This window comes from Loktanella salsilacus (genome assembly GCF_900114485.1).
GTDB classification, from domain to species: Bacteria; Pseudomonadota; Alphaproteobacteria; order Rhodobacterales; family Rhodobacteraceae; genus Loktanella; species Loktanella salsilacus.
Genome location: NZ_FOTF01000032.1, coordinates 1 through 23,201 on the forward strand (window position 1 = coordinate 1; position 23,201 = coordinate 23,201).

Sequence of the window (23,201 nt, forward strand, 5' to 3'; positions counted from 1 at the left end):
CAGGACAAGGCACCGCCCAAACCGCGTCGTGCGGGCAAGCAGGCGACGGTCTACGTCCCGAACGGCCGACGCAATACCGAAGGCTGGAACTCGAAACTCGCCCGCCGGGCAAAGACAAAAGGTGAAACTGCCGCGCCACATCCCGCCGAATGACCGAAACAGCATGGCTGTTCAGGGCTGCGATAGATGACGTCTCCGCCCTGCCCAGCCATGCTGCAACACCGCACCTGAGACATTTCTACTTTGCACACCGAGGGACATTCTAACTTGGTTGCAACAATGGGCTGTAGCCGCAAAGCTAAAGTGTCACCCATGTGCAATTCAGGAATGTCACTCTCCCTGCAGAGGAAAGCAAACAGAGAGAACGGACATGGGATGGGTGATGATGAGCGAGCGCGACTTCCACCGGATCGAGGTGTTGGCGCAGGTCGATGATGGACGGCTAAGTGTCCAGAACGGCCCGAACCTGTTGGGCGTGACCAGGCGGCAGATGTTTCGGTTGCTCAAGACGTACCGTACCGAGGGCGGCGCCGGGATCCGGTATAGGGCGCGCGGCAAGGCACCTAACAACCAGATTCATGACGTCAAGCGCGACTATGCCGTAGCCTTGGTCAAAGAAAAGTATGAGGATTTCGGACCGACACTGGCGGCCGAGATGCTGCGGAACACCACGGGTTCAAGGTCTCGCGTGAGACATTGCGCAAATGGATGCAGGACGCAGGTCTGTGGCTGTCCCGCAAACAGCGCCGCACGTTTCATCAGCCCAGATCACGCCGTGAATGTTTTGGTGAGTTGAACATCGAGATTCTGTGCGCCAACAGCAGCCAGGTCAAGGACCGTGTAGAACGCGCCAATCGCACCCTGCAGGATCAGCTGATCAAGGAGCTGCGTCTCGCAGGTGTATCCTCAATCGAAGACGGAAACGTATTTCTTCCGGGCTTCCTCGAGCGCTACAACGCCAAATTCGCAAAGGCCCCGGCCCGGTCGGACACTCTGCACCGGGCTTTGAACATCGCACCTAACCGGTTGAGCGAAGTCTTCTGCCTGCGCGACAAACGCCATGTGACCAAAGATCTGATGCTCAAATACGACCGCAAACGGATCAAGCTGGCGGTGAACGATCTGACACGCGACCTTGCCAGGACATATGTCGATGTCTACGAACTGGCCGACGGACGCATTCAGGTCCGCGCAAAAGGTGTCACCCTGCCCAACACGATCATGAACCCCAAGCGCCGGATCACCCATACCGCAATCACCGAGAACAAGCACCTCAGCGCCGTGCTGGCCCATATCAAGGCCGAGCAAGACAAGGCTCTGCACCAAAACCGAAGGTCAAACCTGTCAGTGCCAAGAACGGCTACGTCAAGAATGGCCGTTCACCCGGCCGACCGTCCAAGCTGGAGTTGCATTACGCGGCTAAACGCACAGCGGCGGCACAGACCGGGTCCGAAAGCTGACGTTGGATAATTTGGCCAGAGGGCGGCTATGCGGACAAAGCGCCATGTCGCTGCGGTTGCGCCAATGCCCGGTTTTGACATTGGCACCCTAACGCCCGCACTGTCGTATTGATCCCGCGCCTTCGGAATGCCAAAGGGCGGCATCGCATTGGACGCCGGCCCTGTGTCTACTGCGCGGTATAGCCTCCGTCGACTAGGTGGTAGCTTCCAGTGATGAAACTGGCCTGATCCGAAAGCAGGAAACAGGTCAGTGCCGAGACCTCTGCAGCCTCGCCAAGACGTCCGACCGGATGAAGCGCGGCGATGCCATCGAGTGCCGCATCATCAAGGTTCTTTTCCAAAAGTGGCGTTGCGATGAACCCCGGACCGATCGAGTTTACCCGGACTCCGGCCTTAGCGTATTCGATCGCTGCAACTTTTGTCAGGCCGACGACGCCATGTTTTGCAGCGACGTAGGCCCCGGCCGTCGCGAAACCGACCGAGCCCAATATGGACGCCATATTGACGATCGCCCCGCCGCCCGCCTTGACCATTTCAGGAAGGCCGAAGCGCATGCCATAAAACACGCCGCTTAGGTTCACATCGATAACTTTTTGCCATCCATCTAAGGGATATTCGCCGACCGGGTTCGGCGGGCCACCAATGCCTGCATTGTTGACAAGCAGATGGAGCGCGCCCGTCTGCGCCACGGCGAACGCCACAAGGGCCTCTACTTCAGCGGCGACGCTTGTATCGGTCTTTTGCACGAAAGCTATGCCGCCGGATGCCTTGATCTCATCAGCCACGGCGGACATTCCGGCCTCGTCCATATCGGCCAAGACGACCTTGGCCCCGAAGCGCGCCAGATCGCGCGCAATTGCGGCACCAATGCCTGACGCCGCACCAGTTACGATGGCCGTCTTATCGTTGAAATCGAAAATCATGACGATTGCTCCCCAAAATGGACTACCGCGAGAGGTCGCACAGTTTGAACTGCAGCGCCTTGATCTATGTCAGAGCCTTTAAGGTTCGTAATTCAAGAAGATGAAAACGGGACTGAGACTCCTTTTCAAAATCGCGAAACACGACATGCGTTGCAACGTGGACGAACGGCAGCTACGGGCCGCCGGTTGCGCCCAGCCTGAACGAACGTTTTAAATATCGCGAACCATCACATGACGTGCAGCCGGCAAACCCGCCTGACCACCAAGGTAATACTGGTCACGTCGCACGGCCCACGCCCATCAGGTCAGGTCTCTTGACTTGCTTGTCGTCGCAATCTCAGATGCGGCAAAATTCCCTTCCGACACAGGACAGCCGCCATGCGCACCGAATTTGATACAGAGCTCGAAGATCGCCTGGTCCGCTATGCCGTGATCGACAGCCAAAGCGACGCGCACAGCCCGACCGTTCCCAGCACGCAGATCCAGCTGAATATGTCGCGCCTGCTGATGGAAGAACTGACAGCGATGGGCGCGCAGGATGTGACCTTAAGTCAGGACAGCGTCGTGCTGGCCACGATCCCCGCGACAGATGGGGTCAGTGCCCCGGTCATGGGCTGGCTCGCCCATGTCGATACCGCCCCTCAGTTCAACGCAAGCGGCGTGAAACCCGTGGTGCATCGCGGCTATAATGGCGGCGACATCACCTTTGCCGACGCGCCTGACCTGCGGCTGTCGCCAGAGGAATACCCATTTCTGGCTGAAAAGGTCGGCGAGGATATCATTACCGCCAGCGGCACCACCCTGCTGGGCGCAGACGACAAAGCCGGCGTCGCCGTGGTGATGACCGCCGCACGGCACCTTTTGGAAAACCCTGATATTGCGCATGGCAAGATCCGCCTGGCCTTTGTCCCAGACGAGGAAATTGGACGCGGCGTGACGCCAAACCTGCCTGCTGATCTGGCAGCAGACTTCGCCTACACTTTTGACGGATCGATGCCGGGCGTGGTGGAATACGAAAGCTTTTCTGCGGACGCGGGCGTGGTCAAGATCACAGGCGTATCAATCCATCCCGGCTGGGCCAAAGACGAGCTTGTGAACGCCCTGCATCTGGGGGCCAAGGTGCTGATGACACTGCCCCATGTGACCATGACCCCGGAAACGACGGAAGACCGCGAAGGGTTCATCCACGCGGTGTCGATGACCGGCAGCGCCGCCGAGGTCGAGATGCATTTCATTCTGCGCGACTTTGAAATGGAAGGGCTGGAAGCCAAAGGCGCGCTTTTGCGGCAGGTCTGCGACACCGTTGCAGCGACAGAGCCCCGCGCTCGCATCACCTGCGACATCACCCACCAATATCGCAACATGCGCTATTGGCTCGAAAAGGACATGACCCCCGTCGATCTAGCCACCGCTGCCGTGCGCAAGGCCGGGATGGAGCCTGTGTCGGGCGCAATCCGGGGCGGAACGGATGGGTCGCGCCTGACCGAATTCGGCACCCCGTGCCCCAACATCTTCTGCGGCATGCAAAACGTGCATGGCCCGCTGGAATGGGTCTCGGTGCAGGATATGGCCAAGGCAACACACGTGGCGCTGAACCTTGCAACTGGCGCCGTGGAACTGGGCGCGTCAGCATGATCACCAATTTCATCCAGATGTGAAATCAGCTTCATTTCATATATCGCTAGGCTTAATTTAAAGCTTCGTGATGGACATTAGGGGCAGAGAGTGAACCTTCGCTGCAGGTGGATCAAAGTTCCGTTCAGCGAACCCTCCCAAAAACGGTCCTTTTTGGAGTGGCCCGCAGGTCTTGTGTGAGTAACTTTGCGGATCTTCGTCCAGTTGACCAAAAATCGAAGTCCACGGCTTTACGTTGACGATCCTATCACAAACATTGTGACGACGATCTACCAAAAGGTTCTATCATGATTACTCGCGCAGCACTTGGTGGCATTTGGATATACCAGACTTATATCTCACCTCGAAAAGGGTTCCGCTGTGCGCATTCCGTTTTACATAACGGAACGGGTTGCTCAGGATACGCCAAACATGTGATTCGAAATCAAGGTTTTTTTCACGCAGTACCCTCAATTAGGCAGCGGTTTAAAGAGTGTAAGATCGCGTACCACACCCTACAAAGTGATCAAAGCCAGCCAGCCCGATCAGAAAAAAGTAAGAAATCAGACAGTTGTAGTAAGCAAATGCGTGATGGTTGTTGTGATGCCGCTATCTACGAAGGTTGCAACTGTGGCTCGTCTTGCTTTGGCCGTGCTACAGTCAAAGCCTCAAAGAACTGCGACTTGGATTGCGACGTTTGTAGCTGCGGTTGAATGTCCGTCTTCAGGAAAAAAAAGCACCACAACATGCGTTCCAAAAACGCTCGTTTTTGGCACAGCTGAAAAACGGTCTAATTCCGACTGCCAAAAACCCTGTTCAAAACTCAAGCAGTTGTTGAAGGTTTTTGACCGTCACCTGATAGCTGGCATTAGCTGCGTTGCAGAAATTTGGTAGAGAGGGCTCTTTCCGGACCTTCGCCGCGTCTCGCCCGAACGTCCGCTGAGCGATCCCGCAAGGCTTATCATACCTGCGATATTTGAGGTCTCCGGGCTGCTAAGCCTTGCTGCCGCTGGCGCTCCTAGTGACATTCCTGCTTTGCGCAGCGGGTGACATTTCTAAATGGTTGCAACATGGACGTAGGTATGCAGATGGCTGAGCTGTTCCGCGAGCATCGCATGAGCACGGCGTCTTTCTATAAGTGGCGCGCAAAGTATAACGGCATGCAGGCCGCAGAGCCTAAATCCGATTGATACGTCCTGACCCTAGTTGCCACAGCCCCGCATTTTGCCCTTCCGTGGCGAATAGCACGATGTGATAAATCAGGCGACTAAGCGCGGTGGGCCAAAGGATGCTGCATTCGCGGTCCAGTTGATTGCACCAGACTGGATCCGGCCCTGCGGCAAAGTATCGTTCGAATATAATCGCCTCGATGTCGCGGGCGCGGTCCGCAGCGCCAGTGGCCGCGTCGTATTTTCCGGCCTCGGTCAGCGGCCATAGCAAGTGGCTCGCTTCGGTCACGCATCCGGCAGCATCCAAGGCGTCGAACGGTGCCCCTTTCAAAACTCCGTCGCCGCGCAGCCCGGTCGCTTCTACGAAATGTATCATACGGTCTGCCATTGCGCGGGCCATGTCATCGCCGCCGAAAGCAACGTAGCGGTGCAAAAGCCACGCCCATTCGTACTGGTGACCTGGTTCTCGACGTGCGCCTTCCGTGGTCGCAAGCGGGGCGAGATCCGGCCCGACAAATTCTATTATCGCGCCGGTCTGGGGGTCAACGAAGTAGCGCGCGGCGAGCTGCACCAAATGCGTCGCACGGTCCATCCAAACGGGATCGGCTGTCATTTCAAAAGCCTGAAGCACAGCTTCCAGCATGTGCATATGCGGGTTTTGCGCGCGCAGGTCATCTGCCCGCGCGCCCTGCGCCGCCATTGCGCTATCTTCCCAAAGCGCCCCCGTTTCAGGATCGGTCAAAGTCCCCTGAACAAAATCCCACAGGTCATTGATCCGGGATTCCGGAACGGTTTGCGGCGAAATTTTTCGCAATGTCGTCAGGGCCAGCAGCGCAAATGACTGGTCATAGGTCCGCCGCAGCGTGTTGTCACAATTTGCCCAATAGCCGCCGGATGGATCGCGCAACGCATCGTCCATAAACACGTATATGGTGCAGGCACCTGATCGAAATTGTTCATCCCCCGTCGCCAAATAAAGCTGCGCCAAAGCAAATATTGTGCGGGCCTGTGTCAAGGTCGATGGCGACGCGGCATCGGCCTGGCCCTTAATATCCAGCGCTTCTACCACCGCGCCGCAAGGCGTCATGACATGATCAAGCCATCGGGGCATAAAGTCATTCACGAACCACGGCGCGTTTCGGGTCATACGTTACCTAAGTGATAGTGTTTCAATACACGGCAAAGCGCTGAATTGCGGCCGTAGATCAGTGATTGGCCTTAGCGAAAGGTTGTCGGCATCAAGGTCTTTGGCAGCCACAACGCAATTTCGGGGAAAATAATGATCAGGAGTAGGATCAAAAGCATCGGGATAAGGATAATCACCACATCACGCATAACCTGCACGACATTCATCCCGCCAATTGACGCCGATATAAGCAAACACAATCCATAGGGCGGTGTGACAAGCCCAAAAGCCAAAGAGACGATGCCGATGATTGCGAACACAACCGGGTGGATATCGGCAGCCGCCGCGACAGGTAAAAGGACGGTGCCTAGAATAATAATCGTCGGGATTGCGTCGATGAACAAACCGAAGAACAAGAATAGCCCCGCGATGACCAGCGCCGTGCCATAGTAGCCAAACTCGAGACTCGTCATAAAGGTGACGATCAGGCGCGGCACATTAAAGAACGCCAGCATCCAGCCAAAGGCAGAAGCGGTGCCAATTGCGAAAAGCGAGATCGATGCGAACCGGCCCGTGTCATAGAAGATGCCGCCAAGATCGCGTAGGCTCACGGTGCGGTAGACAAACATACCAAGGATTAAGGCATAACCTGCTGCAATAATTGCGCTTTCCGTCGGTGTCACGATGCCACCTACAATACCGCCGATCACAAGCACGGGCGTCAGCATCGCCAGCGCCGCGCCTTTGAACGCATGCCAGAATTCTGCCCAGTTCGGCCGCCCTGCTGTCGGGTAATCATAGACCTTGGCATAGCCATAGACGGTCGCCATCAGCGCAAGCCCGATCAGTAGCCCCGGGATCGCACCGGCCAAAAACAAGGCGCCGACAGACACTTGCATGACGCCGCCCCAGACCACCATCAAAATGCTGGGCGGGATAATAACGCCCATCACGGACGAACACGCTGTGATCGCGATAGCGAACCGCGTGTCGTATCCTTCGCGGACCATTGCTGGAATCAGGATTTTGCCGCAACCGGCAGCGTCGGCGGTCGATGACCCCGAAATACCGGCGAATAGCATAGAGACCGCCACGTTTACGTGGCCTAGTCCCCCGGGCATCCAGCCTGTCAGAACGCGCGCCAGCTCGATCAGTTTGTCGGTGATCTTGCCAGAGTTCATGAGGTTCGCGGCCAATAGAAAGAATGGCACCGCAAGCAGAATGAACGAGTTGTAGGATTGAAACATCCGGTCGATCACGATGAACGGCGTCAGCCGGATGTCCAGAACGACGACAGGAATTGTCGCAATCCCCAAGGCAAAGGCCACCGGTACCCGAAGCAGCACGAGCAAGAGGAAGCCGCCGACCAAAATGGCGCAGGCAAGTCCTGTAGAAATAATCATGAGGCGACCTTTTGCGAATTGCGATATAGGGTAACTGCCTCGTACAAACGGAAAGAGGCGAATACCGCCCAGACCGCACCGGCAATCGGCACAGAGATGAATGTAATCAGTTTATTCGCCTGCATCATAACAGAATTCTGCAAATAGCCGAACTTCGCGTATTCGATACCATACCATGCGAACACGACGGCAAAGCCGCCGATAAGCACCAGTACAAGTCCATTTTGCAGTAAGATCGACAGTGGCTTTGTCGCAGTGGGGATAACCTGAACGTCGAAATGGGTGCCTTCCCAGACGGCAACCATAGAACCGATCATCACGACCCAAACGAAGATAAACGTCGCAAGCTCTTCGGTCCACAAAAACACAGGAATTATCCCTGTATACCGGGCGATAACCTGCATCGCGACGGGAATTGCCAAGGCCGCAGTCAATACGCCCAACAGGATGCGCAGGCATTGGCAAAATGCTTCTAATATGCGTCCCACAATAAGTCCCCGCTCGTTGCTTCTTTAGGTCAGTAAAAAAGGGCTGCGTTACCCGAAATACCTTCGGGTAACGCAGCCTTCATGTTTTTTCGGGATCACATGTCGCGAATGGCTGTCAGCAATTCGACGGCGCCAAGGCTTTCGGCATAGCTGTCCTGCACAGGCACAACCATATCGAGCAGCTGCTCACGACCTTCGAATTCCAGAACGGTCAGCTGTTCGGCGTCTGCCATTTCCTGCAGCTTTTGCGCATCTTCGCGGGATTCCAGCTCTCGGCCGAATGTCCCGGCTTCTTCACCGGCAGCAAGAACGGCAGCCTGCAGGTCTTCGGGCAGCTTGCGGAAGGTTTTACCGCTCATGACGATTGGACGCACCGTGATGGCATGGCGGGTCAGCGTCAGATAAGGCGCGACCTCATAGAACTTCAGGTTCTGAATGCTGGCCGCTTCATTTTCAAATCCAGCGATCACGCCGGTCTGAATGGCATTATACACTTCGTTATAGGCAATCGCCGACGGAGCCGCCGTCAAGGCAGAGAAAATCTGAGCCTGAATAGGCGCGCCCATCACCCGCATTTTGAAGCCGTTGAGCTCTTCTAGGTTCGCGATCGGTGCGTTCGAAATGATGTTACGCACACCGCCACCGGTATAACCGACGACCATGATGTCGGCTTTTTCCAGCAACTCTGCCTCGAGCGGGGCCAGAACATCGCTAGACAGCACGGCCTCCCAATGGGCCTGATCGCGGAACAGGAACGGCATATCCATCAGCGGAATAGACGGCGCGAAGGTTGCCATATTGGACGGTGCCATGATGGTATAATCGACGGCAACGCCTTGCTGCAGGAACGTGACGTAGTCGGCTTCAACACCGAGTTCGCCATTCAACCGCAAATCGAACGTAACATCACCGTCATATTTTTCGTCTACAAGTTCGGCAAACCGCACCATTGTTTTCGTGAACGCATGGTCCTCGTCAAACATGCTTGCGCCGCGCAACGTCATATCCTGCGCACTGGCCGCCGAAGCCGCCGCTGTCAAAAGGCCAGCAACGCCAGCACCCTTAAAAAAGGTTTTCGCAGTGTTAAAAGTTGTCATGTGTTCCTCCTCGAACAATTTCAGTGCGCATAGCTCCCGCGTGCATGATGACAGCACGCACCGAGACGGCGCTTAAGTTGTAGTAATAGTCGAATCTCCCGAAGCTGACGCTAGCAGATTGTATCCTAGTATACTAGACGGTGAAATTGACGACCAGTGGCCCCGAATCTGGGCCGCAAAACCCGGCGCAAACCGACTGGGTCCGAGCAATCAACGGAGTGGATTGAAGCTGGTCCCGAGATCTTGCCAGAGACGATCTACGCGAGCGGCGGCCCGCAGAGGTGCCAAGAAAAAAGGTGGAGCAGATGTGATAAGGCCCCTACCCTGCACCCAATAAGAGTCGCGGTTTGGGTGCCGCAAACACAAGGTTTCGTACCGCCTAACAATCGAGAATGAGGAGATAGCCTTGGCAAAGTTCATTCAGCAGGATCGGGCAGGTGTCGCCCTCATTGGTGCTGGCATGATTGCGAAAACGCACGTCGCGGCGTTGTCAGATGCGCAGGATGTGGTCGCGCTTTGCACCATCGTGTCGCGCCATCCCGATAAGGCGCGCTACCTCTCGGACTTCTATCATGGGCCTATACCCGACTTCTCGTCTGATTTGATGGCGGTTGCGGCCAACCCCGATATTCCAATTGCCATCGTGGCCACGCCGCCAAGCGTGCGCAAAGAGGTCATCACCACATTGGCGCAAGCCGGCACGCATATCCTGCTAGAGAAGCCGTTAGGAAGAAACCCTCAGGAAGCGCGCGAAGTCGTCGAAATTTGCGAGCGCGCAGGCGTAAAGCTGGGCATCCTGTTCCAGCATCGCGTGCGGCCCCCTGCGATTGCAGCGGCCCGCCATGTCGCCAGCGGTGCGCTTGGGCGGTTGGGATTGGTGGAAATCGCCGTGCCGCTATGGCGCGATCAATCATACTACGACGAGCTTGGCCGCGGCACCTATGCGCGGGACGGCGGGGGCGTCATGATTACAAACGCCATTCATTCGATCAATCTTGCCCTTAGCTTGACCGGCCCCGTCAGCCGGGTTCAGGCCATGACGGCCACGACGCCTCTGCACCGGATGGAAGCAGAGGATTTCGCAATTGCCGGATTGCAATTTCAATGCGGCGCGTCCGGGTCGTTTGTCGCAAGCACGGCGATGTTCCCGCACCGCACAGAAGTCATCCGGCTACACTTTGAACATGCGAGCCTAAAACTGGACAAAAATGCCCTTAAAATCAGCTGGCGCGACGGGCGCGTCGCGGTTGAGGCAAAGGATAAAGCGCCGCAAAAAGTGAACCCTTTGCTGGGGGGCAAGCACGAATGGCATCAGGCCATGATCGAAGATTTCGTCGATGCGGTCCGGCATGAGCGCAAGCCTTTGGTCACCGGCAGAGAGGCGCTTGCCTCTCATGATTTGATTGCAGCGATAGAAACATCTTCGCGCAGCGGTCATCCAGTTAGCATCCCAGAATGCCAAGGCGAAATTCGATGATGGCGTCTTGGGCGTGAGCCGCGCCGACATTATCGGGCGAATGGCGGGTACGGGGATCGGGATCATGCCTTCGGACGCTTTCACTGTCACGGACGAGCCGACAGAATCCATGCGTGTTTGCCTTGGCGGCCAAATCACACGCAGCCAGTTGCGCGACGCCATGGGCCTGCTGGCCTACATGATGTCGAACCCGATCTGACAATTCTTCAGCCTAGCCGGGTTACGTTTCACCTACAGCATCCAAAGGTGACCACGCCGGCACATGCAAGTACCGGCGATGGTCGCCCTGTTGTTACGCCGCCGCCGCCGTCCGCGCCACCTGTTGTCAGGAAGGGTAACATGCGCAGAGTGCGGCGGCAGACAGCCTAAGTGAATGATGACCTTAGCCTCATGGCGTGGCCCTTCGTCGTAGACCAAAGGCAGTGCACATGATCAGGCCAGCGCCGACTTTTGCGTCTGTTTAATATAGACCCACCCAAGCACCGCACCGAATACAATGTGCAGCATCAGGGTCATGACAGGGGCCGCGACACCCATATTCAGGCCAAAAAAACCGGCCCCAGCCATTGGCATAACGGCGATCATCATCAGCAACCAAGCGGCGACGCCGAATGCAATCCCCTTCGCAATCTGACCTTGACCGGGAATGGCATCATTCAACACGGCAAATCCGCCGCCCCAAACAACGGTCCCCAGCACAAAATGGGCAACCCATCCGACAAAAACCGAAGCGCCCAGCATCCCGGCAATCATGTGGATGACATCCAGCTCAGGCATGATGCCGACAGCTGTCTTCATTATCATCATGACAGAGAGCACCACCGTGGCTGCAAATCCTGCAATCATTCCGCTTTTGATATGGTCCATAATTTCATCTTTCCTTTTAGGTGGGCGCGGGGGCGACCGAAAACCAATGTCGCCGCAGGACGCGCCTCGTTTTGATTGATTTAAGATATGGTGCGTTCCGCAATATGTTGAAATTGAATAACTGAATGCGCCATATTCACTTTATGAATTTACGCACACTCGACCTTAACCTGCTCGTCGTCTTTGATGCCCTGATGCGCGAACGGCACGTCACCCGAGCCGCCGCTGCAATCGGCCTATCGCAACCGGCCTTTTCGAATGCGTTAACGCGGCTTCGGGCGCGCCTGGGGGACGAGCTGTTTATTCGCACCCCGGACGGGATGAAGCCGACAGCCTGGGCGATAGAGCTAAGTGGCCCGATCAGTGCGGCATTGCACGATATCCAGACGGCACTGAATGGTGCGCATTTCGATCCCCGCACCTCTGCCCACCGTATTACGGTTGCCACACCCGACTACGCCGCGATGACGCTTTTCCCGAAACTGATTGTCGCCTTACAAGATCAGGCCCCCGGTATCGTGTTGCAAACGATCACGCCCAGCCAGCACTGGGGCGAATACCTGGATACGCAACGTGCTGACATGGCACTGCTAAACTGGCCAAATCCGCCAGAGCGTTTTTCATCGCAGATGCTTTTCCAAGAGGATTGGGTCTGCGTGATGCGGCAGGACCATCCTTTGGCCGCGGGCACCTTCTCACTCGATCAGTTCAGTGCGGTGAATCACCTGCTTGTTAGTCCGCAGGGGGACAGACGCAACTGGGTCGATGATGCCTTGGCGCGCCATGCGCGCACCCGGCATATTGCCTATACGATGCCAGCATACGGGATGGCTCCCATGATTTTGGGGACCACAGATTTTGTGCTGACCTGTCCTGCCAGCGTGGCAAAGGTCTGCTATGAATATGGCGGATTGAGTGTGATCGATTGCCCCCTAAAGCCGCCCGATAAGATGCAAAGCATCCATATGGTTTGGCACACCAAGCTAGGCAATCACCCGGTGCATCGTTGGTTTCGGGCGTTGTTGCAGGATGTCAGCGCCGTTGAATTAATCAATGATCATTGATCGCACGGGGCCAGAGGGCAGCGAGCCTCTGCCGCGGATCACGGCCGCCGCGTCCTGCGTGCCGGGCGGAGGGGGGCCTCAAAGCCCCCCCCTCAGACATATCTTGAGGTCAGACGGCTTCGGGCGCGGGCTTTACGGGTGCTTCCAGCCACCAAAGCCGCAGACCGGGGATCAGCATGGGAACGCGGGCGGCGTAATCCTCATACTCCGGGAAGGTATGGCGCAAGACCGACTCCTCATGCTGCGCGCGGCGGACCTGCAGGACCAGCCAGATAGCGCCCAAACCTAAAGCGCCCACCGTACCGTGCCCTACGATGACCCCCACGATCATCAGCACTTCGGCGGCATAAAGCGGGTGCCTGACGATGCTGTAGGCCCCTTGGGTCTTGAGCGCGCGCGAGGTGGCCATGATCGAGAATGACCGCCCAAGCTGTCGCAGGCATAATATCGACATGACTGTGCCAACCGATATTATAAGCGTCGAAATGATACGCATTTCGGCGGAAATCGCCTGCGGCGGAAACACGATCAGCAGCGACATGATGAACGTGCCCACAACGGCTACGACGCGCGGCATGATCCCAGCGGTGCTGTCGCGGGGCGGCAGGCGGGTAATTGTGTAATATAAGATAAGGCCCAAAAAGGTCGCGCCGGCAATCACCGAGAAGAAGGCTAGCCCCCAAAGCGGGATTAGGTCTCGGTTCGCAACCAGAGAGATGAGCGCCGTAATCTGTTTGTAGCCAAAATAGCCAAAGATGATCAGCATGGCCAGCTTGCCCAATTTATCTTCGGTCGTGCGGGTTTTCGCGGCGGTCGGCATGGGGGTTTCCAATCGTGTTGGTGGCGCTGTTAGCGCCCATGAAGAGACAAGGCTGCGGAAGGGGTGAATGAGCTGCATGGGGTAGGACCGCGGGATGTCCTCGTTCACGCCATACGATTTCGGCGCGCGCCGCACCGGCATAAACATCGTTCGAGCAATCACATCGATGATCGACAGCTGTGCGGCAAAGTTGCGATCATAGGCATCGCGCTCATTCGCATGATGCCAGTGGTGATATTCCGGCGAAGCGACCAGCCATTTCAGCGGACCGAACTTGATGCGGACGTTCGAATGCAACAACAGGGCATGGGCCTGATAGATCGCTTGGTGAATCACCAGCGCCTCCAGTGTGAATCCCATGCACCAGACCGGCAAGAGAGACAGAGTGCTGGAAAATATCTGGTCGACCGGGTGCACCCGGTGCGTGGCCAGCCAGTCCATCTCCTCAATGCTGTGGTGGACAGCGTGGAACTTCCACAGGGCGGGCACGGAATGGCAGATACGGTGGGCGGCATAATAACCGATATCGGCCACCACGATGGCCATCAGCACCTGCGCCCAAAGGGGCATGGCCCCTGTCCATTGGATCGGATTCGGCCCAACAAGCTGAACTACCCCCAGCATGAGGGCCCCCGCCACGACGGTGAACCCTGCGCGAACAACAATTCCATTAACCAGCACGTAGACTACATCGTTCAGCCAGTCGCGTCGCAGGGTCCGTTGTTCTGGGTGCAACGGCAACAAACGCTCCAATGGAATGAAGATGCAGGCCAGAATAAAGATGGCAGTATAGTCCATAGCCTGTGTCTCTCCGTTGGTCGTCCTCAGGAGATGACCGCAACAAAACGGCTTAAATAAGGAGTTTCCATGTCGCCTAAGTTGTCTGGCGCATAGAACGAAGAACTTGTTCCATCGCCACAGTTAACTCCAATAAGACAGCTTCGGGCATCATGCGCACGAAGTGGAAATTTGAGCAGTTTGTCCAAGGTCTGTTGATCCCGAAAACTGAACCTTGGTCCTTATCCCACTGACCTGCTCCCGAAGAGTCCTCGTTTATGAGTTAGCTCTGATCCACTTTTGATCGTTAAGCATCTTCCCGCGGCGTCAGACCAGCCAGGCTGGAAAGCAGGCGGTGGTGGTTCCAGTCATCGCACCATGCCGACACTAGTTTGCGGGCAAGGCGCAAGTTATCGCAGCGGTGCTCGTTGAGGCGTTCATAACGCATACGACTGTTAACGCTTTCAACGAAGCCGGTCTGCTTAGGTTTGCATAGGACGATGTTGTGACACTCAACCTTCCGGTCCTCCTGCCACTTTAGGATCGCATTGCTCGTCAGCTCTGTCCCGTTGTCGCTGACCACCATTCAGGGATAGCCCCTTATCTTGGCGATCTGGTCCACCTTACGGGCGGCGCGGATGACAGCTAGCGACGTGTCGACAGCGGCCGCGAAACACGTCTGGCTGACGATGAGCCCCAAGTCGCGGCTTTGCAGAAGAGCGGGTCACATGGGCTAAGAAGCGGCCAGTATCGCACTGCGAAAGCTCAAAAACGCTTTAATAATCTGCTTATTTTAACATCTTTTCAGGTGTCATCATGAGCAGAGGTCCAAAAAAATTTCGTTAACAGAAGGTTAAGGTTGACGGATGGCAAGGGCGCTCAATACTAAAAGCCATATTCATCACGGCTCTGTTTTTTCTGTAGCCAAACATTTTTATTTTATCATTGGCTGTCGTGAGACGCCTACTTCTAAGTATTAATTCATATCTGCGAATGCTCTAGCGCCTATTTAGGCGGATAGAAATTGCGCAGCTGCGGGAGAACTCACATGAGGAATACCGGCGAGAAATCTGCTTTTACAGCGGGCAGCACGCGCATTGGAATCGCAGGGTCGATTAAAAATACTAACGAAACCAACGATGAAGCAAAACGCGACCGCGTTGACATTCTGATACTGGATAACAGCTCTGGTATGTGTGCCGTGCTCGCCCGTCATCTATCAGAGCTTTTCAAACTGCGCTGCATTTCGTGCGCGCACGGCGATTCGCCAATCTTAGAGACTTTGGCGAGGTACCAACCAAAAATCCTTATCTTGGACCCCGCAGAGCTAACTCTTAGCCCTCAGCACGACTTGCAGGACTTCAGGCGAAGCGTACGAATCATCTCGGCCCGGACAATGCTTTTTGGATATACGGCCAGGATGGACGATGCCGTATTGCGCGGCGTTATCGGCGCACAATTTGTTGGCTGTGTCGGCAAGCAGTCGGACCTTCAGCAGTTGGAGATTGGATTGATGGCTGTCCAATCAGGCGGCATGTATTTCGATCCTGGATATGGAAACCTGCTTCATGAGGTCGTCGCGCAAGACAGCTTGGGTAGCAACGATTTGCTAAGCAAGCGGGAGCGCGCGGTCATTATTTTGACCGCCAAAGGGCAGCCCGCAAAGCAGATTGCGCAGGAACTGCAAATCAGCGCAAAGACAGTCGAAACCTACAAAGGCAGGGCGCTGAACAAGCTGGGTCTAAGCAACCGTGCAGAGCTGCTTGATCACGCACTTTCACAAGGCTGGCTCGCCTAAATCCAACTGCATTATTATAAAATTGCGGCGCTGCAGCGAATAGCTTCAGCGCCGCTTTTCATTTTTTAAACGCCTGTAATAAATAACAAAATACGGCCAATAGTAATTTACCTTACACGTGTAAGGATGTTTCCGACTACCTGTTTTTTCTGCAGCGCGGCACGCTGACCTTAGAAGTTCAAATATTGAAACGAGAGGGATTTTCATGGCGCGCATTAGCATATTTGGTATTGGCTACGTCGGGGTCGTTGCGGCTGCTTGTCTTGCGCAAGACGGGCATGACGTAATCGCCGTCGATGTGGATCAGGGCAAGATTGACGCGATTAACGCCGCGAAGTCTCCGATCGTCGAAAAGGGGCTTGGCCCTCTTGTCAAAAAGGTCGTTGAGGCAGGCAAACTTTGTGCAACATCAGACGTTGAATGGGCCATCAACAACACCGAGGCGTCGTTCGTCTGCGTTGGCACCCCCTCTGCCGAAGACGGCTCAGTTGGGCTGATTTATGTAACGTCCGTGTGCGAAGCCATCGGCGCGGCGCTGGCCAAAAAAGACGCTTTCCATTCGGTGATCATCCGGTCGACAATCGTACCGGGTTCTTGCGAAGGCACCTGCATTCCGACGCTCGAGGCGGCGTCAGGCAAGGTCGCAGGCCAAGGCTTCGGCGTTGGTTACTACCCCGAGTTCCTGCGGGAATCGACGGCCATCGAAGACTACTATGATCCCGGTCTGATCGTTTTCGGATCGATGGACCGCCCCACCGAATCCATTCTGACAGAACTGAATGTATCGCTGGATTGCAAAATCCATTCGGTGGATTTGCGGACCGCCGAGATGGTAAAGTACACGTCAAACACATGGCGCGCGGTCAAGGTGACCTTTGCCAACGAAATCGGCAACATTGCAAAGTCCTGCGGACTTGATGGTCAAACAGTGATGGAAATCCTGTGTTCTGACCTAAAGGTTAACATATCGCCTTACTTTATGCGCCCCGGCTTTGCGTTTGGCGGATCCTGCCTGCCCAAAGATGTCCGCGCCCTGCGTCACCTTGCCAAGGCAAATGGCGTCGACGCACAGGTTCTAAACGCAGTGCTAGAGGCAAATTCAGCGCAGATCACGCGTGCAGAGACGATGGTCGAACACTCTCAGGCGCGCAAGGTCGGCATGATTGGTGTCAGTTTTAAGCCCGGCACCGACGACATGCGGGAAAGCCCACTCGCCGAGTTGGCCGGTCGGCTTATCAGCTCCGGTATCGGTGTAGAGATTTACGATCCATTCGTGTTCGAGGCTTATTCGGAAGCGAACTCTACCGCTGGCCGCGGCAACGATGCTGTTCCCGATTTACAGAGCCGTCTGGTTGGTGACCTCGACACGCTGATCGCAAGTTCCGATGCGATCATCGTCGGAAACATCTACAAGGAAACCCTGCCCGAACTGAACGAAGCTGCGCTGACCACCCCGATCATCGACCTTGCCCGGCTGGACCGGTCAAAGGTGTCCGGCGGCAGTTACGCCGGCATCTGCTGGTAAGGGGCCGGTCACGTGCTGGGACATCTCGCCTACCTTTCGACGATCATCATTTTGGCATCCATGGCATCGTCAAACATGCTTGGTCAGGCCAAAGAGGCGGCAATGGTGGTCGGTGCTCTTGGCCTGTGGCGCTATAGCTGGGCGGCGATCAACTACACGCGCGCCATCTGGTTTCGGCGCGTCGCCCACCCGCGGCGGCGCGCCCGTGCAGAACAGCGGTTCGCCAAAGCAGGCACACCGTCGCGCGCGTTCTTTCTTGTGACATCATACAAGATCGAACCCGAGGTCACGATGCCGGTCTACCGATCGGTATTTAAGGCCGCTGAAATCGCACGGGACGGCGCAACGATCGTGGCCTCTGTTGTTGATGGGTCAGACGAAAGGCTCATTCGCCAGCTTTTCGCAGCCAGCCGCATTTGCAATCCAGACGCAGATGTCGAACTGATCCTAGACCGCATTCCCGGCACCGGGAAACGGGACGCCCTTGCCCGAAGCCTTCAGTTGATAGCGCGGCAGGCGCCGACGGCGCATGATATTGTCATCTTCGTCGATGGCGATAGCTGCGTGCCTCAGGATTTGGTGGCACGGGCCGCGCCGGTCTTTACCGATCCCAAGGTTGGCGCTTTGACGACCGATGAAGCTGTCGACATCCCCAAGCCAGGCTTATTCCGCGACTGGTTCAGCCTTCGCTTTGACCAACGGCAGGTCATGATGTGCTCTATGGGGCTGTCAAAAAGAGTTCTCACTCTGACAGGGCGCATGTCCGTCTTTCGGGCCAGCCTGGCGACGGACCCCGACTTTATATCCATGGTCCAGTCCGATTTCATCGAGCACTGGCGCCTTGGCAGGGTCAACTTTCTAACAGGCGACGACAAATCGACATGGTTTTGGTTGATGCGTGAGGGCTACCAGATGATTTACCTGCCCGACGTGCAATCATTGTCCGCCGAAACGCAGCCCAAGCCAGGGTTTTTCGACAGCGCTTCAGTGCTCATGGTGCGCTGGTTCGGAAATATGATGCGGACCAACGGCCGCGCGCTGCAACTGCCGCCATCGCGCATCGGCTATTTTACTTGGTGGTCGATCCTTGATCAGCGCGTGTCGATCTGGACGACTCTCTCTGGTCCAATCCTCGCCTTGACCGCTGCCCTGATCTTCGACCTGTCCGTTTTGCCCGCCTACATCGCATGGGTCATGCTGACGCGCTACTTCTTCGTCTGGGCGATCACGCTATTTCGCGGTCGTGCAGGGTTTCCAATCACTTACCCCTTCCTGCTTTATTTCGGTCAATTGTTTGGCGCATTGGTTAAAAGCTACGTTTGTTTCCGGCTCGACCGCCAGCGTTGGACGCGTCAATCCAGCAGCAGCGGCCCCCGCCCAAGCTTTGCGCAGCGCGTCAGTGCCGCCGGTTCGTTACACATGCACGCCCTGACAATTGGTTGGCTGACACTTGGGCTATTCTGGTTCGCCGGGATGTTTTGATCCGCCCCTATTCGTCAAAGATCCGATCTTTTTCTTAAAACCCAATTACGCCCCATTTTTTCAAAAGGAGCATCACGATGTCCGACGCTCAGACCAACGTTCCAGAGCTGCCGCCAAATTTTGCATACGAAGGCGAACATCCTCAAGTCCGTCTTCCGTTCGCGATCATCTTAGAAGGGCGCAAACTAAAAGGCGAAAGCCTGTCCGTGACCCGCGCTGTTGCGACCGGCCTTGTCAATCCAAACCTTGATGGTCACCAAGTCGTAGCAACCCTACGGTTTGACCTTGAAGGGTTCACAGTCAGCTTTCCGGTGGACGTTGTCGTCGGCGTCGCCGACCGCTCCGAGGATGCCGAGGTCATTTTCGTTTTTGCGAACCCGACCGGGCAGCACCTTCCTGCCATGCGCTATCTTCTGAACAGCTTTATCGCTGGTGACGTCGTGTCGATCGCTGGGATGCTATCCTACACCGGCCCGATAAAGATGAAGGCCGCCAGTGCAGAGGGGCAGCCCGGCGCTATCCAACGGCTCGGCCGCATTGGGCGCAAGGCGGTTGTTTTGGCCCTGACCGCTGGTCTGGTATTTCTGGCCGCCGGAGTGATCAGCGAACGCGTCATTTACGCGTACGAGCCGCGTCCGGTTCAGGTCGTCCAAGAAGGGCAGCTTTTGCGCGCGACTGCGGCCGGCCAAATTTCTTATGTGGACGCTCAAGCTGCCGAAGGCGACGTCGTCTACTCAATCCTCGCCAATTCCGGCGATCTATTAAGCGTCCGGATGCCTTGCGACTGCGATGTCACGCCAAGCGATGCTTTTGTCATCGGTGCCACCGTCCTGCCGGGCGCAGCGCTGGTTCAGCTAACGACCGACGACACCCGCGTCACCGCCACCACCGAAATCACATTCGAGGGGACCGCGCGTCTTCTTAATGGCGATCACGCTGAACTGGTCCTGACGGATGGGCGCGTGGTCCCCGTCACACTTGAATTGTTACCGGTCGAAAATGCCAACTCTGACATGCAGCCGGTAACAGTCGTCCTTCCTGAAGACATTTCAGTCGCACCAGGAACCCCCGCGCGCCTGCGGTTTCAGCGTCAGCTGCTGCCGGACCAATTTCAACTTTAGCAAACACCAACACGCATTAAGCACGGAACCACATTTAAGACCGCCTGAATTTTCAAGTGATCCTTCACCTAAACCTCCCGCGTCTTGATGGCGCCGATATTTGGAGATCGAGATGTCTAAGATCGTCCCAGTCATTCTTTGCGGAGGCAGCGGAACGCGCCTCTGGCCTATGTCCCGCAGCCAAAGCCCAAAGCAATTTCACCCCGTTGACGGACCCGGTTCGCTCAGCTTCTTTCAAACAACGGTTCAACGGCACCGCTCTGGAATATACGACGCGCCAATCGTCGTCACATCCGTCACCCATCTGACGACCGTGCGCCGCCAGCTTGCAGAATTGCAGTGTTCTGCAACGATCATCGCAGAACCCGTGGCCCGCAACACAGGCCCAGCGGTTTTGGCAGCAGCGTTAAAAATCGCACAAACTGATCCAAAATCGTTGATGCTCGTCCTGCCGTCCGACCACGTCATTTCTGGTGATATGGACGGCGTGATTTCTGGGCCGGTGCAGGCAGCCCACGACGGGCGCATCGTCCTTTTCGGCATCACCCCCACCTACCCCGAAACGGGTTATGGATATATCGTCGATGGCGGCGCTTTTGCGACCCATCCGGGCCTTCGGCGGGTTGCACACTTTGTCGAAAAACCACCCCTCAAGCAGGCGACTGCGTTGGTCGCAACGGGCGATGCCTTTTGGGCATCAGGCATTTCGCTGTTCGCTGCCGAAACGATTATCAGTGAAATGCGCCGATGTGATCGCAAGACCTATGACGCCGTCGTGACATCCTGCGAAAAAGGGGAAAAACGCACCGGAGAGCTGCATTTGAACACGGACGCATTGCGCCGTGCCCGCAGCGAGCCCACCGAGCGCATCGTCTTTGAGAACTCTGAACGCGTCGTCCTATGTCCCGCAAATTTAGTCTGGAATGACGTCGGATCATGGACCTCGATCCACGGTATCGGTAGACCTGACGCCCAAGGAAACGTCTTTCATGGGGATGTCATCGCGACAGATACCGAAGGCGCACTTGTCCACTCGCAAGATCGCCTTGTCGCGCTCGTCGGTGTTCCGGGCGTCATCGTCATCGACACACCTGACGCCCTTCTGGTGACGCAGCGCGGTCGGTGCCAAGACGTCAAAAAAATTGTCGAAACCTTGCGCAAAGAGGAACGCGTCGAGGCAAGCCGCCACCGGCGCCGCGAACATGCGTGGGGTCAGTCGAGCAATTTGATGCGGTCCGGTGCCTTCGACATGTCCATTCTTCGCCTGTACGCCGGAAATACACTGGAAATCGACCCGCTTCCGGGGCGCCGCCTAATCATGGTGGAAGGCAACGTCGACATGTTCGATGGATTGCAGCGGCGCAAACTGTCGCCCGGCGAACACGCCACATTGGACACTCAGGTGCTTAGCAGAGTGACGAACTTCAGCGACAAAACCGCCGAGGTGCTGCTGATGACGATGAATTCGTCAATCATGGCGGGCCCAGCCAAGTCCTTTGCCCAGGTACCGACACATGTCTCGTGATTTGCGGTCTTCATCGGCATTCAGGGCCAGTCTGTTACTGGCTTCGGCTTGCTTGGCCCCAAGCGGGATCTTGGCCGAACCCGTTGAACAGATCCTGTCCCAAGCGCGGGCCGACTATGAAGATCACGCAATACAAGTTGCTGGCATTGTCTCGCCGGAACAAATGCTGGCGCGTGCGGGTCACGCGCTGGCAGCACCGCCCCCGCAGGCCGCAGCCCCTTCGGCAGAATTCGACTTAATCGACCTTCGGTTTATTCTGATCGAAATGGCCCGCGCCACCGGGACAAACGACCAACTGTCGGTCCTGCGCGCGCAGCCGCAAGGGCGCCTCAAGGCTCTCTCAATCCAAAAAGGCGATGCGGACTTATCGACTGTCATCAAGACGGCCACCGATATGGGGTTCTATGGCGCGGATGGTTTGACCATTCCATTGGTCATTCAAGCCGGCGCCCGTTTGACGATCGCAGATACGCTCATGCTCGACCGCGCCAGCGGAGCCTTTTTGATTAATTTCGGTCGCATGGAGGTCGTCGGCGGTAGCATTATTGGGACGGGGACGGAAAACGCGAACATCCCCGAATTTCGTCCCTTTTTCACCACGCTCGGCACCGGGAGCTTCGACGTTCGGGGCGCCGTCATCCAATCGTTAGGGTTTGGCAGCGCGCCAGCCTTTTCGGGTTTTGCTGCAATCGAAGCGGGGCTGTATCGCCCCGAAGACGTGTCATCGATCCAAGACACGTTGCTGCGCGATGTTATGTCGACCCAATTCGACGGGCTGCAGTCACCTAAGATTGTCGGATCAATTTTTGACCATAGCAGTGGCAATGCCCTTGAACTACGTCAGACACAAAATGCACAGGTTTCGCAAAATCTGTTTATCAATTCCGGCGGCGATGCTTTGCGTATTACGCACGGTTCTGTCGGAACGCGCGTCAACGACATTGAAATATATGAAGCCGGATTAAACGGCATCCGCGTTAATATCTCTAGCCATGCGACCCGCCTAGATGACGTAACGATTTGGAATGCGGCTAAGATCGGCCTGTCCGTAGATCGGTCCGATTGCGTTGCGATCAGTCACGTGTCAGTCCTGTTCCCCGGTCAAAAAGGCGTTTCCCTGCGGCGTACACGCGCAACCCAATTGACGGACAGCAGCGTCTTGGGATCGCGCAACGCTGGCCTATTCGTAGCAGAACAGCCCGACGGAACAGTTCTGACACTTGCGCGAAACCGCATCGCCGGAAACCGTGTGGGCATTTCAACTGCAGCCCCTGCCGAAATCCATTTGGACGCTAATGACTTTTCCCAGCAGTTTCCGCGTTTCCTGAAAGGCGATCTATCAGGCAGCATCGCGACCCTCACTGCCAACCTCACAGGCTCCGCCCCGCTCGTTTTGCAAGCCGGCGGAACCGATCCGAACCTCGTGCCACCCATCACCTGCACCCAAGCAGAGGAGAGCTGAGAC

Annotated in this window: 18 protein-coding genes and 3 pseudogenes; 13 read left to right on the plus strand and 8 right to left on the minus strand. The window is 56.3% G+C overall.

What is annotated here, in order from left to right; all coding sequences use genetic code 11:
• Positions 1-370 precede the first annotated feature (370 nt).
• A pseudogene (locus BM131_RS17805) lies at positions 371-1,460 on the plus strand (transposase family protein).
• Between the two features lie 167 nt (positions 1,461-1,627).
• Here the strand turns inward: BM131_RS17805 and BM131_RS17810 are convergent.
• Positions 1,628-2,383, minus strand: coding sequence for an SDR family NAD(P)-dependent oxidoreductase (locus tag BM131_RS17810; protein WP_090191623.1), 756 nt, complete (start codon positions 2,381-2,383; stop codon positions 1,628-1,630).
• 378 nt (positions 2,384-2,761) lie between these two features.
• Between BM131_RS17810 and pepT the strand changes: the two genes are divergently transcribed.
• From pepT to BM131_RS20820, 3 genes and pseudogenes are all read left to right on the plus strand, one after another.
• Positions 2,762-4,018: a peptidase T gene (pepT, locus tag BM131_RS17815; RefSeq protein WP_090191625.1), complete on the plus strand. Its 1,257-nt coding sequence runs from the start codon at positions 2,762-2,764 to the stop codon at positions 4,016-4,018.
• A gap of 287 nt (positions 4,019-4,305) precedes the next feature.
• Positions 4,306-4,710 (plus strand): membrane protein insertion efficiency factor YidD, encoded by a 405-nt coding sequence (gene yidD / locus BM131_RS20775; protein WP_090191626.1) that lies wholly within the window; start codon positions 4,306-4,308, stop codon positions 4,708-4,710.
• A 357-nt stretch (positions 4,711-5,067) separates the two neighbouring features.
• Positions 5,068-5,169, plus strand: a pseudogene (locus BM131_RS20820) (hypothetical protein); the annotation flags it as partial.
• A gap of 4 nt (positions 5,170-5,173) precedes the next feature.
• Here BM131_RS20820 and BM131_RS17825 read toward each other — a convergent pair.
• The 4 genes from BM131_RS17825 to BM131_RS17840 all read right to left on the minus strand — a co-directional run bounded on the left by BM131_RS17825 (position 5,174) and on the right by BM131_RS17840 (position 9,280).
• Positions 5,174-6,277 (minus strand): AGE family epimerase/isomerase, encoded by a 1,104-nt coding sequence (locus tag BM131_RS17825; protein WP_175499443.1) that lies wholly within the window; start codon positions 6,275-6,277, stop codon positions 5,174-5,176.
• Positions 6,278-6,384: 107 nt separating this feature from the next.
• Positions 6,385-7,695: a TRAP transporter large permease gene (locus tag BM131_RS17830; RefSeq protein WP_090191630.1), complete on the minus strand. Its 1,311-nt coding sequence runs from the start codon at positions 7,693-7,695 to the stop codon at positions 6,385-6,387.
• Positions 7,692-8,183, minus strand: a complete 492-nt coding sequence (locus BM131_RS17835; RefSeq protein ID WP_281245356.1) for a TRAP transporter small permease — start codon at positions 8,181-8,183, stop codon at positions 7,692-7,694. The genes BM131_RS17830 and BM131_RS17835 overlap by 4 nt, the downstream gene beginning before the upstream one ends.
• Positions 8,184-8,278: 95 nt before the next feature.
• Positions 8,279-9,280: a TRAP transporter substrate-binding protein gene (locus BM131_RS17840; protein WP_175499445.1), complete on the minus strand. Its 1,002-nt coding sequence runs from the start codon at positions 9,278-9,280 to the stop codon at positions 8,279-8,281.
• A gap of 406 nt (positions 9,281-9,686) precedes the next feature.
• Between BM131_RS17840 and BM131_RS17845 the strand changes: the two genes are divergently transcribed.
• Both BM131_RS17845 and BM131_RS17850 read left to right on the plus strand, forming a co-directional pair.
• Complete coding sequence (locus tag BM131_RS17845) at positions 9,687-10,757, plus strand: Gfo/Idh/MocA family protein (RefSeq protein WP_217646890.1); 1,071 nt, start codon at positions 9,687-9,689, stop codon at positions 10,755-10,757.
• A gap of 13 nt (positions 10,758-10,770) precedes the next feature.
• Positions 10,771-10,956, plus strand: coding sequence for a Rap1a family protein (locus BM131_RS17850; protein WP_245754308.1), 186 nt, complete (start codon positions 10,771-10,773; stop codon positions 10,954-10,956).
• 233 nt (positions 10,957-11,189) lie between these two features.
• Here BM131_RS17850 and BM131_RS17855 read toward each other — a convergent pair whose 3' ends face one another.
• Positions 11,190-11,624 (minus strand): DUF6789 family protein, encoded by a 435-nt coding sequence (locus BM131_RS17855; RefSeq protein ID WP_090191632.1) that lies wholly within the window; start codon positions 11,622-11,624, stop codon positions 11,190-11,192.
• A 125-nt stretch (positions 11,625-11,749) separates the two neighbouring features.
• On the opposite strand from BM131_RS17855, the gene BM131_RS17860 reads away from it, so the two are divergent.
• Complete coding sequence (locus BM131_RS17860) at positions 11,750-12,688, plus strand: LysR family transcriptional regulator (protein WP_090191633.1); 939 nt, start codon at positions 11,750-11,752, stop codon at positions 12,686-12,688.
• A gap of 109 nt (positions 12,689-12,797) precedes the next feature.
• On the opposite strand, the gene BM131_RS17865 is transcribed toward BM131_RS17860, so the two are convergent.
• Both BM131_RS17865 and BM131_RS17870 read right to left on the minus strand, forming a co-directional pair.
• Positions 12,798-14,306, minus strand: coding sequence for a sterol desaturase family protein (locus tag BM131_RS17865; protein WP_090191635.1), 1,509 nt, complete (start codon positions 14,304-14,306; stop codon positions 12,798-12,800).
• 286 nt (positions 14,307-14,592) lie between these two features.
• A pseudogene (locus tag BM131_RS17870) lies at positions 14,593-14,970 on the minus strand (integrase core domain-containing protein); the annotation flags it as partial.
• Positions 14,971-15,333: 363 nt separating this feature from the next.
• Here BM131_RS17870 and BM131_RS17875 point away from each other — a divergent pair.
• The 6 genes from BM131_RS17875 to BM131_RS17900 all read left to right on the plus strand — a co-directional run bounded on the left by BM131_RS17875 (position 15,334) and on the right by BM131_RS17900 (position 23,198).
• The gene (locus BM131_RS17875; RefSeq protein ID WP_090191638.1) at positions 15,334-16,083 is read left to right on the plus strand and encodes a response regulator transcription factor; all 750 of its coding nucleotides are present in this window, start codon (positions 15,334-15,336) and stop codon (positions 16,081-16,083) included.
• 205 nt (positions 16,084-16,288) lie between these two features.
• Positions 16,289-17,608 (plus strand): nucleotide sugar dehydrogenase, encoded by a 1,320-nt coding sequence (locus BM131_RS17880; RefSeq protein ID WP_090191640.1) that lies wholly within the window; start codon positions 16,289-16,291, stop codon positions 17,606-17,608.
• 12 nt (positions 17,609-17,620) lie between these two features.
• Positions 17,621-19,090 carry a glycosyltransferase gene (locus BM131_RS17885; RefSeq protein ID WP_090191642.1) on the plus strand — a complete coding sequence of 490 codons (1,470 nt, stop codon included), beginning with the start codon at positions 17,621-17,623 and terminating at the stop codon, positions 19,088-19,090.
• 77 nt (positions 19,091-19,167) lie between these two features.
• On the plus strand, positions 19,168-20,211 hold the full coding sequence (locus BM131_RS17890; RefSeq protein ID WP_090191643.1) for a hypothetical protein: 1,044 nt from the start codon (positions 19,168-19,170) through the stop codon (positions 20,209-20,211).
• A gap of 112 nt (positions 20,212-20,323) precedes the next feature.
• A complete protein-coding gene (locus BM131_RS17895) occupies positions 20,324-21,736 on the plus strand; it encodes a mannose-1-phosphate guanylyltransferase (protein ID WP_139222693.1) in 1,413 nt (470 codons plus the stop codon).
• Between the two features lie 70 nt (positions 21,737-21,806).
• On the plus strand, positions 21,807-23,198 hold the full coding sequence (locus BM131_RS17900) for a right-handed parallel beta-helix repeat-containing protein (protein WP_175499447.1): 1,392 nt from the start codon (positions 21,807-21,809) through the stop codon (positions 23,196-23,198).
• Positions 23,199-23,201 lie beyond the last annotated feature (3 nt).

Bases quoted from the DNA above. Each gene is read 5' to 3' on its own strand.
- yidD (WP_090191626.1), top strand. From the start codon at position 4,306: ATGATTACTCGCGCAGCACTTGGTGGCATTTGGATATACCAGACTTAT.
- BM131_RS17840 (WP_175499445.1), bottom strand. From the start codon at position 9,280: ATGACAACTTTTAACACTGCGAAAACCTTTTTTAAGGGTGCTGGCGTT.
- BM131_RS17890 (WP_090191643.1), top strand. From the start codon at position 19,168: ATGTCCGACGCTCAGACCAACGTTCCAGAGCTGCCGCCAAATTTTGCA.
- BM131_RS17855 (WP_090191632.1), bottom strand. From the start codon at position 11,624: ATGGACCATATCAAAAGCGGAATGATTGCAGGATTTGCAGCCACGGTG.
- BM131_RS17875 (WP_090191638.1), top strand. From the start codon at position 15,334: ATGAGGAATACCGGCGAGAAATCTGCTTTTACAGCGGGCAGCACGCGC.
- BM131_RS17860 (WP_090191633.1), top strand. From the start codon at position 11,750: ATGCGCCATATTCACTTTATGAATTTACGCACACTCGACCTTAACCTG.
- BM131_RS17825 (WP_175499443.1), bottom strand. From the start codon at position 6,277: ATGCCCCGATGGCTTGATCATGTCATGACGCCTTGCGGCGCGGTGGTA.
- BM131_RS17895 (WP_139222693.1), top strand. From the start codon at position 20,324: ATGTCTAAGATCGTCCCAGTCATTCTTTGCGGAGGCAGCGGAACGCGC.
- BM131_RS17830 (WP_090191630.1), bottom strand. From the start codon at position 7,695: ATGATTATTTCTACAGGACTTGCCTGCGCCATTTTGGTCGGCGGCTTC.
- BM131_RS17865 (WP_090191635.1), bottom strand. From the start codon at position 14,306: ATGGACTATACTGCCATCTTTATTCTGGCCTGCATCTTCATTCCATTG.
- BM131_RS17810 (WP_090191623.1), bottom strand. From the start codon at position 2,383: ATGATTTTCGATTTCAACGATAAGACGGCCATCGTAACTGGTGCGGCG.
- BM131_RS17880 (WP_090191640.1), top strand. From the start codon at position 16,289: ATGGCGCGCATTAGCATATTTGGTATTGGCTACGTCGGGGTCGTTGCG.
- pepT (WP_090191625.1), top strand. From the start codon at position 2,762: ATGCGCACCGAATTTGATACAGAGCTCGAAGATCGCCTGGTCCGCTAT.